Source organism: Pseudomonas sp. KK4, assembly GCF_001984065.1.
GTDB lineage: Bacteria > Pseudomonadota > Gammaproteobacteria > Pseudomonadales > Pseudomonadaceae > Aquipseudomonas.
In genome coordinates this window covers 1-12,655 of record NZ_LYVP01000024.1, presented here as the reverse complement: position 1 = coordinate 12,655, position 12,655 = coordinate 1, and the positions used below count along the sequence as shown (strand labels likewise).

The window sequence follows — 12,655 nt, the reverse complement described above, 5'->3', positions numbered from 1 at the left end:
CGATGACGCGGATCAGATCAGGCCAAACAGCTCGCGCGGCATCAGCGCGTAGTAGGCCAGGCGTGGGATCAGCCAGCTTTGCAGCAGCTGCAGCACGATAAAGGCGAAGATCGGCGAGATGTCGAGGCCGCCCAGGTTCGGGATGATCCGGCGGAACGGCGCCAGCACCGGCTCGGTGATCTGCTGCACCAGTTCGGCGCCCGGGTTATGGCTGCCCGGCGCGACCCAGGACAGGATCACGCTGATGATCATCGCCCAGAACAGGATCTTCAAAAACAGCGCGAAGATGCCGATCAATGCCCAGGGCACCAGGAACAGCACGTCGACCGAATAGCCGCTGAGCAGCAGGATCACCGCAAACAGCGCCATCTGGATCAGCAGGGCCAGCACCAGCGACGACATGTCCAGGCCGAACAGACTCGGGATCACCCGGCGCAATGGCTTGAGCAGCGGTTGGGTAGCTTTCACGGCGAACTGGCACAGCGGGTTGTAGAAGTTCGCCCGCACCAGTTGCAGGATGAAACGCAACAGCACGATCAGCAGATACAGGCTGCCCAGGGTTTGAATCACGAAAATGGCAGCGTCATTGAGTCCGAGCATTATTGATTCCTTTTAAGTGCTGATTAGCGGCCAAGTTGCTCGGCCATTTCGGCCGAACGATGGGCAGCGGCGCCCAGTGCTTTTTCCACCAGTGCTTCAAAGCCATCGGCCTGGAACGACTTGATCGCCGCTTCCGTGGTACCTGCCGGCGAGGTAACGCGGCGACGCAGTTCGGCGGCATCGACATCACTGCTCACCGCCATGTGCGCGGCGCCCAGCGCGGTTTGCAGCGTCAGTTGCGCGGCGATCTCTGCCGGCAGTCCGAGCTTCACGCCCGCAGCGGTCATGGCTTCGATCAGCAGGAAGAAGTAGGCCGGGCCAGAACCGGACACTGCGGTGACCGCATCCAGTTGCTGTTCCTCGTCCAGCCACAGGGCAATACCGACCGCCGACAGTAGCTGCTGGGCTTGCTGGCGCTGTTCGGCGCTGACCTGGGCGGTGGCGAACAGGCCGCTCACGCCCTGGCGCAGCAGCGCCGGCGTGTTGGGCATGCAGCGCACGATCGGTTGATCGCCGAGCCAGGTGTTCATGCTGGCGCAGGTGATGCCGGCGGCAATCGAAACCACCAGTTGCCCCGGTTTGAGGCTCGGGCGAATGGCTTCGCAGACGGTTTTCATCGCCTGGGGTTTGACTGCCAGTACGACGACATCGGCGCCTTCGATGGCCTGGGCGTTGTCGGCGAACACTTCGATGCCATGCTCGGCGCTCACCCGGGCACGGGTTTCTTCGCCCGGATCGCTGGCGCGAATCTGCGCGGCGTCCAGGCCCTTGGCCCGCAGGCCGCCTATCAGGCTGGCGGCCATGTTGCCGGCACCGATAAAGGCAATACGCGTCTTGCTCATGTCAGGTCCTTATAAGTGGGTCACGGTTGACCGTAATCTCTGGCGCCAAACAGGGCCGTACCGATACGGACCCAAGTGGCGCCCTGGGCAATGGCCGACTCCAGGTCGTGGCTCATGCCCATGGAAAGTGTGTCCAGCGGCAGATTCAGGCTGGCTTGCAGGCTTTGCACGGCAGCGAAGGCGGCATCCTGGGCGGCGCGATCTTCCGTCGGCTCGGGAATGGCCATCAACCCGCGCAGCTTCAGGCGCGGCAGGGCGCTGATGGCGTTGGCCAGGGCCGGCAGGTCGGCCGGGGTGCAGCCGGATTTGCTGGCTTCACCGCTGACGTTGACCTGGATGCAAATGTTCAAGGGCGGCAGATCGGCAGGGCGTTGTTCGGACAGGCGTTGTGCGATTTTCAGACGATCCACGGAATGCACCCAGGCGAAATGCTCGGCGATAGCGCGAGTCTTGTTCGATTGAATGGGGCCGATGAAGTGCCAGATCAAGGGCAGGTCGGCCAATTCCAACTGCTTGCCCAGGGCCTCTTGCAGGTAGTTCTCGCCAAAGTCTCGCAGGCCGGCGGCATAGGCTTCGCGCAGGGCCTGGGCAGGCTTGGTCTTGCTCACGGCCAGCAGGTGGACGCTGTGTTCGTCACGGTTGGCGGCGAGGGCGGCGGCCCGGATACGTGAACCAACCAGTTCAATGTTGTCTGCTATCGTGGACATTCAAGAGGCGCCAGCGGGTCTGAGGTTGGCGGCATTCTACTGGAATTGAGGGGTGCTATGGATATCACTGAGCTACTGGCGTTCAGCGCCAAACAGGGCGCTTCTGACCTGCACCTGTCCGCCGGCCTGCCGCCGATGATCCGCGTCGATGGCGACGTGCGACGCATTAACCTGCCGGCGCTGGAGCACAAAGAAGTCCAGGCGTTGATCTACGACATCATGAACGACGCCCAGCGGGTGGATTTCGAAAAGCATCTGGAGACCGACTTTTCCTTCGATGTACCCGGCGTGGCGCGGTTTCGGGTCAACGCCTTCAACCAGAGCCGTGGCGCCGGCGCGGTGTTTCGTACGATCCCGTCCAAAGTCTTGAGCATGGAAGAGCTGGGCATGGGGGATGTGTTTCGAAAAATGACAGACGCGCCCCGAGGCCTGGTGCTGGTGACCGGGCCGACCGGTTCCGGCAAGTCCACGACGCTGGCGGCGATGATCGACTACCTCAACAGCCATCGTCATCACCACATTCTTACCATCGAGGACCCGATCGAATTCATCCACGAATCGCGCAAATGCCTGATCAATCAGCGTGAAGTCCACCGTGATACCCGCAGCTTCGCCACGGCCCTGCGTTCCGCGCTGCGCGAGGACCCGGACGTGATCCTGGTGGGGGAGATGCGCGACCTGGAAACCATTCGCCTGGCCCTGACCGCTGCCGAAACCGGCCACTTGGTGTTTGGCACGCTGCACACCACGTCGGCGGCGAAAACCATCGACCGGATCATCGACGTGTTCCCGGGTGACGAAAAGTCCATGGTGCGTTCGATGCTGTCCGAATCGCTGCTGGCGGTGGTGTCTCAGACACTGGTGAAGAAGATCGGCGGCGGGCGCATCGCCGCCCACGAGATCATGCTCGGCACATCGGCAATTCGTAACCTGATCCGCGAGGACAAGGTGGCGCAGATGTATTCATCGATTCAGTCGGGTGGGTCGCTGGGGATGCAGACGCTGGATATGGGCCTCAAGGACCTGGTCACCAGAGGGCTGGTTACCCGTGACCAGGCGCGGGAGAAGGCGCGGTCGCCGGATAATTTTTGAAGGGGAAATGCAGACCTGTGGCGAGGGAGCTTGCTCCCGCTCGAGTGCGTAGCGCTCGCAAATTTTTGGGGCCGCTTCGCAACCCGGCGGGAGCAAGCTCCCTCGCCACAAGTGCCTGTCAACAGAAGTCGGGAGACTTCAAATCAGCGCTGAACAACCCGCATCGCGTTCTGTTCTTTCGGCAGGACCCGCTTGGCAACGACGTAGTGTTGTTCCCAGTACGGCTTCTTCAAGGTGTCGATGGTCACCGACTTGCCACGACGAGGCGCGTGGATGAAGCGGTCGTTGCCCAGGTAGATCGCAACATGATTGACGCGACGGCTCTTGATGTTGAAGAAAATCAGATCGCCCGGCTTGAGGTCATTGCGGTCGACTTTCTCGCCGTGACCGCTGGCCATGGCGTTGGAGGTGCGTGGCAGGTCAAACGACTGGTCATTGAAGGCGTATTTGACCAGGCCGCTGCAATCGAAGCCCTTGCTCGGGCTGCTGCCGCCCCAACGGTACGGCGTACCGAGGACGTTAACAGCACGGCTCAGCACGTTACTGCTTTCCTTGGTCGCCATCGGCGGAACCAGACCGCTTTTGTTGCTGACCAACTGTGGAGCGGTTTTGACCGATTTCTTGCTTTTGCTCGATGGAGCGGAAGCATGGGATTTTGGGGTGTAACCATTAACGTTCGGAAGACGTTGCTCACGATTGGTGGCGTGGGCGGCCAGTGGCAATAAGAGGCAAATGGTTAGCCATGTCTTGAAAAATGGACGCATTAGGCAAGGCTCGTATGGGTTAGCGCGAAACTTTATAACAGCTTTTTTTCGCTTCTCTCGGCCGTTGGTCGATTCGAATTGGTTCTAACGGAACCAAACAAGCGGCAAATGGCCGCAATTGTCGGACAGAAGTCAGGTGCTGCAAGGGTTTGGCGGAATACGAGCTTACCTGTGCCATACGTCGGCTCGTCGTAAAAAAGTCACAAAGATTCAAAGAATATTTATCTATCGCGCGTATTGAGGCCATTCATGAACCCCTATCAGCAACCTGTTGCGCAGCAAGACACCCACAGCAAAGTGATCGGTTATCTGCTGTGGATTTTCGGTTTCACCGGGGCTCACCGCTTCTATTACGGCAAGCCGGTAACCGGGACGATCTGGTTCTTCACCTTCGGTTTGCTGGGCATTGGCTGGCTGATCGACCTGTTCCTGATACCGGCCATGGACCGGGAGGCGGACCTGCGGTTTACGGCAGGGCCCATCGAATACAACGTGGCGTGGATCCTGCTGACGTTTCTGGGGGTGTTCGGCGTGCACCGGATGTATCAGAGCAAATGGATCAGCGGGCTGATCTATCTGTTGACGGGCGGGTTGTTCTTCGTGGGGGTGTTGTATGACTTCTGGACGCTCAATAGCCAAGTGTCGCTGCGTAACGCGCAAAGTCGTGCTGCCTTTCAGTAAGACATCGCTGGCAGGCCAGCTCCCACAGGGGATGCGTGTGTTCACAGATCCGGTGTGGGAGCTGGCCCTGCCAGCGATTGGGGTGCTGCGGTCTTAGGCCTGGTGACTGATCCGACCATCCACCAGGGTGTAGCGCACCCCGCCCGGCAGGCTGTGGCCAATGAACGGGCAGTTTTCGCCCTTGGACAGCCAGGTTTCGCCGGCCACGGTGGAGGCCGCCGGGTCGAACAGCACGATATCCGCCGCACCACCTACCGCCAGTTTCCCCGCCGGCAGGCGCAAGGCCTGCGCAGGGCCGGCACCAAGGCGCGCCAGCAGCGTCGGCAAGTCCAGCAAGCCATCCTCTACCAGGGTCATCGCCAGCGGCAGCAACAGCTCTACGCTGCTGATACCCGGTTCGGTAGCCCCGAACGGTGCCAGCTTGGCATCCCGTTCGTGGGGTTGGTGATGGCTGGAAATGGCCGAGACCACCCCGGATTTCACCGCTTCACGCAGACCGTCGCGGTCGGCGCGGGTGCGCAGCGGCGGCTGCACGTGATAGAGGCTGCTGAAATCGATCAGCGCTTCGTCGGTAAGAATCAGCTGATACAGCGCAACATCCGCCGTGACCTTCAAGCCACGGGCCTGGGCCTGGGCGATCAGGGCCACGCCGCGAGCGCTGGTGAGCTGGCTGAAGTGAGCGCGCACGCCGGTTTGCTCGACCAGCAGCAGATCCCGGGCCAGGGCCACGGTTTCGGCGGTTTCCGGAATGCCCGGCAAGCCGAGGAAGCTCGCGGTCGCGCCTTCATGGGCCAGGCCGCCTTCAGCGAGGTCGTGATCCTGGGAGTTGAAAATCACCGTCAGGTCGAACGTTGCCGCGTATTCCAGTGCCCGGCACAGGGTACGGGTGTTGCGGAAACTCTCCAGGCCGTTGCCGAACGCCACGCAACCGGCATCGCGCAGGGCGACCAGTTCGGCCAGTTGTTCGCCGTCCAGGCCTTTGCTCAACGCGCCGATCGGGAACACCTTGGTGTTGCCGGCCTCGCGGGCGCGGTCGAGGATCAGTTCGGCCACGGCCGAGGTGTCCAGTACAGGTTTGGTCTTCGGCGGGCAGCACAGGCTGGTCACGCCACCGGCGGCGGCGGCGCGGGTTTCGCTGACGATCGACCCCTTGCGGCTGTAGCCGGGCTCGCGCAGGGCGACGTTGAGGTCGACCAGGCCAGGGGCGGCCACCAGGCCTTTGGCGTCGATGGTGTCGACCGCGACAAAACCGGCAGGTGCAGCGCCAAAGGCGACGATCTTGCAGGCTTCGATGTGGATGTCGGTAACTTGATCCAGGCCGCTGGCCGGATCGATGACGCGGGCGCCAAGAATGCTGAGCTTCACTGCACGTTCTCCTGCTCGAATTGGCGCTGCGCAGTCTGCCCGCTCATGGCCATGGACAACACCGCCATACGAATCGCGATGCCGTAGGTCACCTGATTGAGAATCACCGAGTGCGGACCGTCGGCCACTGCCGACTCGATCTCCACGCCGCGGTTGATCGGCCCCGGGTGCATGACGATGCAGTCCGGTTTGGCGCCGGCCAGGCGCGCGGTGGTCAGGCCGAACAGGCGGTAGAACTCGCCTTCACTGGGCAACAGGCCGCCGGTCATGCGCTCACGCTGCAGGCGCAGCATGATCACCACGTCGACGTCTTTCAGGCCTTCGGTCATGTCGGTGTAGACCTTCACGCCGTATTGCTCGATGCCGATCGGCAGCAAGGTTTTCGGCGCGATCACGCGGATGTCCGGGCAACCCAGGGTTTTGAGCGCCAGCATGTTCGAGCGCGCCACCCGCGAGTGCAGGATGTCGCCGACGATGGCCACCGACAGGTTTTCGAAGCCGCCCTTGTGCCGACGGATGGTCAGCATGTCGAGCATGCCCTGGGTCGGGTGGGCGTGACGGCCGTCGCCGCCGTTGATGATCGCCACCTGCGGGCACACGTGTTCGGCGATGAAGTGTGCAGCGCCCGAGTCACCGTGGCGCACGACGAACATGTCGGCAGCCATGGCTTCGAGGTTGCGCAGCGTATCGAGCAGGGTTTCCCCCTTGCTCGCCGACGATGTCGACACGTTCAGGGTAATCACGTCCGCCGACAGGCGTTGGGCCGCCAGTTCGAAGGTGGTGCGGGTGCGGGTGGAGTTCTCGAAGAACACGTTGCACACGGTCTTGCCGCGCAGCAACGGGACCTTCTTCACCGCCCGGGCGCCAACTTCAAGGAAGGAGTCGGCGGTGTCGAGGATTTCCGTCAACAGCTCGCGGCGCAAACCGTCGAGGGAGAGGAAGTGGCGCAGCTGGCCCTGGTCATTGAGCTGCAGCGGGCGCTTGGTTTCTAGAGGCGTCATCGCGAGGGGGACTCTCAATAAGGGCGAATTAAAGGGCGAGGTCTTGCACTTCCAGCGCCAGCTCCGGGCCGGACAGCTTCACCCGTTCGTGGGCGGCCAGGGACAGGGTTGCGCCGACCACGTTCGGACGGATCGGCAGTTCGCCGGCGTCCAGGTCCAGCAGGCACACCAGGGTCACGCTGGCTGGCCGGCCGTAGTCGAAGAGCTCGTTCATGGCGGCGCGGATGGTCCGGCCGCTCATCAACACGTCATCGATCAACACCAGGTGCTGGCCTTCGATCTCGAACGGCAGGGCCGATGGGCGCACTTGCGGGTGCAGACCGTTCTGGCTGAAGTCGTCGCGATAAAAGGAAACGTCGAGCGTGCCGAGGGGTTCATCGCTGCCCAGCTCTTTGAGCAAGGCCTGGGCAACCCAGACGCCGCCGGTACGGATACCGATGTAGCGCGCGTCGCTGATGCCACGGTGTTCCAGGTGTGCCTTGAGACGGATCGCCATCTGGCTGATCAGTTCGGCGGGATTGGGCAGGCTCATGGTTGCTCCTTCTTGGGCCCGAGACCGCTGGTGCTTGAGGTGGCTCGGGTTATCACTAAAAGAGCCGCTAGGCGGCTCTTCCGGGTTAATGCATCAGGTGTCGAACAGCGCGCCATTTTCGTCGAGCCAGCCTTGCAGCAGCAGGGCGGCGGCGATGGCGTCGACCGGGTTGTCGCGGTAACTGCCTTTCTGCCCGCCACGGGCCAGGCGTTCGCCTTTGGCTTCGAAGGTGGTCAGGCGTTCATCGTGGGTATAGAAGGGCAGGTTGAAACGGCCGTTGAGGCGGCGGGCGAATTTTTCCGCGCGGATGCACATGTCACTGGGCGTGCCGTCCATGTTCAGCGGCAGGCCGACCACCACGGCGTCGGGCTTCCACTCTTTGATAAGGGCCTCGACCTGATTCCAGTCGGGAATGCCGTTCTGCGCCTTGAGGGTGCACAGCTCGCGAGCCTGGCCGGTAATCACCTGGCCGACCGCTACGCCGATCTGTTTGGTGCCGTAGTCAAAACCGAGGATCAGCCGCAGGGCCATCAGGCGTGCCCCGCCTGGCTGGTGAGCAGGCTGAGGTTGACGCCCAGGTGCTTGGCCGCCGCTTCCAGGCGCAGCTCGCTGCTGGTGTTGAACAGGATGTCGGCGTCGAACGGGCAGGTCAGCCAGGCGTTCTGCGACAGCTCCGCTTCCAGTTGCCCGGCTTCCCAACCGGCGTAGCCGAGGGCGATCACGCTTTTGGACGGGCCGACGCCATCGGCGATGGCGAACAGTACGTCCTGGGAGGTCGACAGCGAGAGCTCGCCTTCCAGATCAACGGTCGCCTGATAGCTTTGCCCCGAGGGGTGCAGGACAAAACCGCGATCGGTCTGAACGGGGCCGCCGATGAAGATCGGTACATGCTGGCAGAGCGCTGGCGGTTCGATATCCGGTCGCAATTGCTCGAGGATATCGGCCAGGTTCAGGTCCTGCGGACGGTTGACCACCAGCCCCATGGCACCATTGGCCGTGTGCTCGACGATGTAGGTCAAGGTGTGCGCAAAGTTCGGGTCGACCATGTGCGGCATGGCGATCAGGAAGTGATGCTTGAGGTAGCTGGGGCTGACGTTTTTCATGTGCGCTAGTGTGGCGTTGGAGGGGCGAACTGACAAGCTGGGGATGCCGCAATTTGGCCGTGGTCACCGATCGAATGTGGGAGCGGGCTTGCTCGCGAAAACGGTGTGTCAGTCAGTATCAGTGCTCAATGACACGCCGCTTTCGCGAGCAAGCCCGCTCCCACAGGGGATTTGTGGGGGATCAGTTACTGGAAAGACGATCCCCACGGGCAAACTTCCAGGTACGGATGATTTCCAGCCTGTCGATGTCCGACAAATCCCCGGTAAACGGTGCAAACGGCGCCGCCAGGCGCACGATGCGCTGGGCGGCCTGGTCCAGCAGCGGTTGCCCGGACGACTCCAGCACCAGCACCTCATACAGCGAACCGTCGCGGTTGATCGAGACCATCAGCCGCAGGTTGCCGTAGATCTGTTTGCGCCGGGCTTCGTCGGGGTAATTGAGGTTGCCGATGCGCTCGACCTTCTTGCGCCATTCGTCCTTGTACCAGGCGCCTTTGTCCTTCATGGTCGAGGCGGCGCTCAGGCGGTGGATGCGCGGGCGTTTGGCGTACAGCTGCTGTTCATTGGCCAGTTCCGCTTCGAGGCTGGCGATGTCGCTGGACAGCTGCTCTGTGTCGAAGGTCGGCGCCGCCACCGCAGCCTTGGTGGCTGGCTTGGGCTCTTCGGTTTTGGTGGGGGCTTTTTTCGGCTTCGGCGCAACCGTGGTCACCGCGGCCTTGGGCGCCGCTTCCTGGACTTCCGGCTTGGCGGCCGGTGGCGGGGTGACTTTCTGCACCTTGTTGTCCTGGAAAGGCGCGACTTCGGTGGTCTTGGGGATGGCCTTTTTATCCAGAGTGCCGCTGCCTTCCTGGTTTTCCTGCGCCAGAAAATCCGCCTTGGCCGGCTTCTTTTCGCTTTTGAAGGTGGCGAGGGTGATTTCCAGGGTTTTGCTGATCTGCTTGGGCTCGACCATCGTGAAACCGACGCCCAGCAGCAGCGCCAGATGCACCAGCGCCGCCAGAAACAGGGTAAAACCGAGGCGATCGGCCGGGCGCACGCCACGGTGGGCGAGTTCGGCAGGCAGATCGGACGGGAGGGTCATGGCAAAAAAACCAACATCGCGTTTTCAAGGGCTCGGCATGATAACGCAATGTTGGTTTTTAGCTTCAAGCTTCAAGCGGTAGGCGACAAGCTGTGCCTCAGGCGCTTCGAGCCTGCAGCTTCTTTTCGATCGCCTCCATCAGCATGCCGCCGATGTCGGTGCCGAAGGCATTGTCGATTTCGCGGATGCAGGTCGGGCTGGTGACGTTGATTTCGGTCAGGTGCTCGCCAATCACGTCCAGGCCCACGAACAACAGGCCTTTTTCCCGCAGGGTCGGGCCGACTTGTGCGGCGATCCAGCGGTCCTTGTCGGTCAGCGGACGGGCTTCGCCACGGCCACCGGCGGCCAGGTTGCCACGAGTCTCGCCAGCGGCAGGGATGCGCGCCAGGCAGTAGTCCACCGGCTCGCCGTCGATCATCAGGATGCGTTTGTCGCCATCCTTGATCGCCGGCAGGTAGGCCTGGCCCATGATCTGCTGGGCGCCGAGGGCGGTCAGGGTTTCCAGGATCACCGACAGGTTCGGATCACCCGCGCGATGACGGAAGATCGAGGTGCCGCCCATGCCATCCAACGGCTTGAGGATCACGTCGCCGTGCTTGGCGGCGAATTCACGCAGCACATCGGCGCGACGGCTGACCACGGTCGGCGGCGTGCACTGCGGGAACAGCGTGGCGAACAGCTTTTCGTTGCAGTCGCGCAGGCTCTGCGGTTTGTTGACCACCAACACCCCGGCGCTTTCGGCCTGTTCCAGCAGATAGGTGGAGTACACGAACTCCATGTCGAACGGAGGATCCTTGCGCATCAGGATCACGTCCAGGTCGCTGAGCGGTGCATCCTGCTCGGCTTCGAGCTCGAACCATTTTTCCGGGTTGGCGAATACCTTCAGCGGACGCATCCGCGCCCGGGCCTGGCCTTCGCCCTGGTAGAGGTCGCGCTGCTCCATATAGAACAGTTCCCAGCCGCGCTTCTGCGCAGCCAGCAGCATGGCCAGCGAGCTATCCTTTTTATAGGAGATGCTGGCGATAGGGTCCATGACAATCCCGACGCGAACGCTCATGGGTGTTTCCTCGAAAATGGGGGGTAAGGTGGACCTGCAGGAGCGAGCTTGCTCGCGATGTACCTCAGGACACCGCGCTTTTCCAGCCAGACCGCGTCATCGTTGACGACCATCGCGAGCGTGCTCGCTCCTGCAAAAGATCAGCGTGAAAAGTGGCGTCAGAGTGGCGCCGAGTGTGTTCCCGGTCAAGGAAAAACCACCGCGAAGGTCGGCCGATAGATTGGTATTGGAGACTGTGCTAAAAAGGCTGCCAAGTGGTAATGGCCCTTGAGTATCAAGGGTTTCGAGCCGTCATTTAGCGGCAAACGGACAAATTGATTCGCAAAGGCGACGGTAGAGCATTTATGGATCAGCATTCCAGCGCCTTGAAAGTGATGGTGATCGACGATTCGAAGACGATTCGCCGCACCGCCGAAACGCTGCTCAAGAACGTGGGTTGTGAGGTCATCACGGCCATCGACGGTTTCGATGCCCTGGCCAAGATTGCCGACAATCACCCTGGCATCATCTTTGTCGACATCATGATGCCGCGTCTGGATGGCTATCAGACCTGCGCCTTGATCAAGAACAACAGTGCATTCAAGTCCACGCCAGTGATTATGCTGTCGTCCAGGGACGGGCTGTTCGACAAGGCCAAGGGCCGCATCGTCGGCTCCGATCAATTTTTGACCAAGCCTTTCAGCAAGGAAGAACTGCTCAACGCGATCCAGGCCCATGTTCCGGGCTTCGCCGCCGTTTTGCCGCAGTAAGACACCTACAGTGACGCTCGGCCAACGGGCCTTGCGTCGACAAGAATGGGGAAGACCATGGCACGTATCCTGATCGTCGATGATTCGCCGACTGAAATGTACAAACTGACCGGCATGCTGGAAAAGCACGGTCATGAAGTATTGAAAGCCGAAAACGGCGCGGACGGCGTGGCCCTGGCCCGCCTGGAAAAACCCGACGCGGTCCTGATGGACATCGTCATGCCCGGCCTCAACGGCTTCCAGGCGACCCGTCAGTTGACCAAGGACCCGGACACCGGTCACATCCCGGTGATCATCATCACCACCAAGGATCAGGAAACCGACAAGGTCTGGGGAACGCGCCAGGGCGCCAAGGACTACCTGACCAAACCGGTGGACGAAGAAACCCTGATCAAGACCCTGAACAACGTACTCAACGGTTGAACGTTTGCTCATGACCGAGTCGCTGACGGCCTTCGAGTTACTGCTGCAGATCGACCAGCGCTGTCGCCTGCTGGCGGCGGACCTGCCGTCCCAGCCGACCCGGCAGGACAACTGGAGCGGCATCGGTTTTCGCCTGGGCGATCACTGGTACGTCGCGCCCATGGGCGAAGTCAGCGAAGTGCTGCACGAGCCGCGCTTCACTCAGGTGCCCGGGGTCAAGCCGTGGGTCAAGGGTGTGGCCAACCTGCGGGGGCGCCTGTTGCCGATCATGGATCTGGGTGGCTGTTTTTCTGGTAAAGAGTCGGGTCATGAGCAGTCGGCGACGCGTCGGCAGCGGCGGGTGCTGGTGGTCGAGCATCAGGAAGTGTTTGCCGGGTTGTTGGTCGACGAGGTGTTCGGGCTGCAGCATTTTGCACAGGACACTCTGGAGCCGGGCGACACCTTGAATGGCCCGATGGCGGCGTTCATCACCGGCCGGTTCCAGCGCGAACAAACCTGGCAGGTGTTCAGCCCGTTTGCGTTGGCGACGTCTCAGGGGTTCATGAACATCGCGCTATAGACGCGGACCCCTGTGGGAGCGGGCTTTTGTGGCGAGGGAGCTTGCTCCCGCCGGGCCGCGAAGCGGCCCCTTGTCCGTCAGCGCAGGGGACTGCTGCGC

16 protein-coding genes are annotated in these 12,655 nt (G+C 61.8%); 5 read left to right on the top strand and 11 right to left on the bottom strand.

Annotated features, from left to right (window positions below; translation table 11 throughout):
* Positions 1-12 precede the first annotated feature (12 nt).
* Genes B0W55_RS11155 through B0W55_RS11145 form a run of 3 tightly spaced genes read right to left on the bottom strand, consistent with a single transcriptional unit; the run spans position 13 to position 2,149 of the window.
* Entirely contained in the window at positions 13-600 is a 588-nt protein-coding gene (locus tag B0W55_RS11155) for a YggT family protein (protein WP_077046057.1), read from the bottom strand.
* A gap of 23 nt (positions 601-623) precedes the next feature.
* The gene (gene proC, locus B0W55_RS11150; RefSeq protein WP_077046056.1) at positions 624-1,442 is read right to left on the bottom strand and encodes a pyrroline-5-carboxylate reductase; all 819 of its coding nucleotides are present in this window, start codon (positions 1,440-1,442) and stop codon (positions 624-626) included.
* 20 nt (positions 1,443-1,462) lie between these two features.
* Complete coding sequence (locus tag B0W55_RS11145) at positions 1,463-2,149, bottom strand: YggS family pyridoxal phosphate-dependent enzyme (protein WP_077046055.1); 687 nt, start codon at positions 2,147-2,149, stop codon at positions 1,463-1,465.
* Positions 2,150-2,206: 57 nt separating this feature from the next.
* Here B0W55_RS11145 and B0W55_RS11140 point away from each other — a divergent pair, with 57 nt between their 5' ends.
* Positions 2,207-3,241 (top strand): type IV pilus twitching motility protein PilT, encoded by a 1,035-nt coding sequence (locus B0W55_RS11140; protein ID WP_077046054.1) that lies wholly within the window; start codon positions 2,207-2,209, stop codon positions 3,239-3,241.
* A gap of 143 nt (positions 3,242-3,384) precedes the next feature.
* On the opposite strand, the gene B0W55_RS11135 is transcribed toward B0W55_RS11140, so the two are convergent.
* A complete protein-coding gene (locus B0W55_RS11135; RefSeq protein WP_077046053.1) occupies positions 3,385-4,005 on the bottom strand; it encodes a C40 family peptidase in 621 nt (206 codons plus the stop codon).
* Positions 4,006-4,254: 249 nt separating this feature from the next.
* On the opposite strand from B0W55_RS11135, the gene B0W55_RS11130 reads away from it, so the two are divergent.
* A complete protein-coding gene (locus B0W55_RS11130) occupies positions 4,255-4,686 on the top strand; it encodes a TM2 domain-containing protein (RefSeq protein ID WP_077046052.1) in 432 nt (143 codons plus the stop codon).
* Between the two features lie 93 nt (positions 4,687-4,779).
* Here B0W55_RS11130 and B0W55_RS11125 read toward each other — a convergent pair whose 3' ends face one another.
* The 7 genes from B0W55_RS11125 to gshB form a co-directional block, all read right to left on the bottom strand.
* Positions 4,780-6,051, bottom strand: a complete 1,272-nt coding sequence (locus B0W55_RS11125) for a dihydroorotase (RefSeq protein WP_077046051.1) — start codon at positions 6,049-6,051, stop codon at positions 4,780-4,782.
* Positions 6,048-7,052: an aspartate carbamoyltransferase catalytic subunit gene (locus tag B0W55_RS11120; RefSeq protein ID WP_077046050.1), complete on the bottom strand. Its 1,005-nt coding sequence runs from the start codon at positions 7,050-7,052 to the stop codon at positions 6,048-6,050. Before B0W55_RS11120 ends, B0W55_RS11125 begins: the two co-directional genes overlap by 4 nt.
* A 28-nt stretch (positions 7,053-7,080) precedes the next feature.
* The gene (pyrR, locus tag B0W55_RS11115; protein WP_077046049.1) at positions 7,081-7,584 is read right to left on the bottom strand and encodes a bifunctional pyr operon transcriptional regulator/uracil phosphoribosyltransferase PyrR; all 504 of its coding nucleotides are present in this window, start codon (positions 7,582-7,584) and stop codon (positions 7,081-7,083) included.
* Between the two features lie 93 nt (positions 7,585-7,677).
* Complete coding sequence (gene ruvX / locus B0W55_RS11110; protein ID WP_077046048.1) at positions 7,678-8,115, bottom strand: Holliday junction resolvase RuvX; 438 nt, start codon at positions 8,113-8,115, stop codon at positions 7,678-7,680.
* Entirely contained in the window at positions 8,115-8,687 is a 573-nt protein-coding gene (locus B0W55_RS11105; RefSeq protein ID WP_077046047.1) for a YqgE/AlgH family protein, read from the bottom strand. Before B0W55_RS11105 ends, ruvX begins: the two co-directional genes overlap by 1 nt.
* A gap of 181 nt (positions 8,688-8,868) precedes the next feature.
* Positions 8,869-9,768, bottom strand: coding sequence for an energy transducer TonB (locus B0W55_RS11100; RefSeq protein ID WP_077046046.1), 900 nt, complete (start codon positions 9,766-9,768; stop codon positions 8,869-8,871).
* Positions 9,769-9,865: 97 nt separating this feature from the next.
* Complete coding sequence (gene gshB, locus B0W55_RS11095) at positions 9,866-10,825, bottom strand: glutathione synthase (protein WP_077046045.1); 960 nt, start codon at positions 10,823-10,825, stop codon at positions 9,866-9,868.
* A 344-nt stretch (positions 10,826-11,169) separates the two neighbouring features.
* On the opposite strand from gshB, the gene pilG reads away from it, so the two are divergent.
* The 3 genes from pilG to B0W55_RS11080 are packed head-to-tail and all read left to right on the top strand — an operon-like array spanning position 11,170 to position 12,556.
* Entirely contained in the window at positions 11,170-11,574 is a 405-nt protein-coding gene (gene pilG / locus B0W55_RS11090) for a twitching motility response regulator PilG (RefSeq protein ID WP_077046044.1), read from the top strand.
* A 57-nt stretch (positions 11,575-11,631) separates the two neighbouring features.
* The gene (pilH, locus tag B0W55_RS11085; protein ID WP_077046043.1) at positions 11,632-11,997 is read left to right on the top strand and encodes a twitching motility response regulator PilH; all 366 of its coding nucleotides are present in this window, start codon (positions 11,632-11,634) and stop codon (positions 11,995-11,997) included.
* A 10-nt stretch (positions 11,998-12,007) separates the two neighbouring features.
* Positions 12,008-12,556: a chemotaxis protein CheW gene (locus B0W55_RS11080; RefSeq protein WP_077046042.1), complete on the top strand. Its 549-nt coding sequence runs from the start codon at positions 12,008-12,010 to the stop codon at positions 12,554-12,556.
* Positions 12,557-12,655: the final 99 nt, after the last annotated feature.

Bases quoted from the DNA above. Each gene is read 5' to 3' on its own strand.
- B0W55_RS11080 (WP_077046042.1), top strand. From the start codon at position 12,008: ATGACCGAGTCGCTGACGGCCTTCGAGTTACTGCTGCAGATCGACCAG.
- pyrR (WP_077046049.1), bottom strand. From the start codon at position 7,584: ATGAGCCTGCCCAATCCCGCCGAACTGATCAGCCAGATGGCGATCCGT.
- B0W55_RS11155 (WP_077046057.1), bottom strand. From the start codon at position 600: ATGCTCGGACTCAATGACGCTGCCATTTTCGTGATTCAAACCCTGGGC.
- B0W55_RS11120 (WP_077046050.1), bottom strand. From the start codon at position 7,052: ATGACGCCTCTAGAAACCAAGCGCCCGCTGCAGCTCAATGACCAGGGC.
- B0W55_RS11100 (WP_077046046.1), bottom strand. From the start codon at position 9,768: ATGACCCTCCCGTCCGATCTGCCTGCCGAACTCGCCCACCGTGGCGTG.
- proC (WP_077046056.1), bottom strand. From the start codon at position 1,442: ATGAGCAAGACGCGTATTGCCTTTATCGGTGCCGGCAACATGGCCGCC.
- pilH (WP_077046043.1), top strand. From the start codon at position 11,632: ATGGCACGTATCCTGATCGTCGATGATTCGCCGACTGAAATGTACAAA.
- B0W55_RS11105 (WP_077046047.1), bottom strand. From the start codon at position 8,687: ATGAAAAACGTCAGCCCCAGCTACCTCAAGCATCACTTCCTGATCGCC.
- B0W55_RS11140 (WP_077046054.1), top strand. From the start codon at position 2,207: ATGGATATCACTGAGCTACTGGCGTTCAGCGCCAAACAGGGCGCTTCT.
- ruvX (WP_077046048.1), bottom strand. From the start codon at position 8,115: ATGGCCCTGCGGCTGATCCTCGGTTTTGACTACGGCACCAAACAGATC.
- gshB (WP_077046045.1), bottom strand. From the start codon at position 10,825: ATGAGCGTTCGCGTCGGGATTGTCATGGACCCTATCGCCAGCATCTCC.
- B0W55_RS11130 (WP_077046052.1), top strand. From the start codon at position 4,255: ATGAACCCCTATCAGCAACCTGTTGCGCAGCAAGACACCCACAGCAAA.
- B0W55_RS11145 (WP_077046055.1), bottom strand. From the start codon at position 2,149: ATGTCCACGATAGCAGACAACATTGAACTGGTTGGTTCACGTATCCGG.
- B0W55_RS11135 (WP_077046053.1), bottom strand. From the start codon at position 4,005: ATGCGTCCATTTTTCAAGACATGGCTAACCATTTGCCTCTTATTGCCA.
- pilG (WP_077046044.1), top strand. From the start codon at position 11,170: ATGGATCAGCATTCCAGCGCCTTGAAAGTGATGGTGATCGACGATTCG.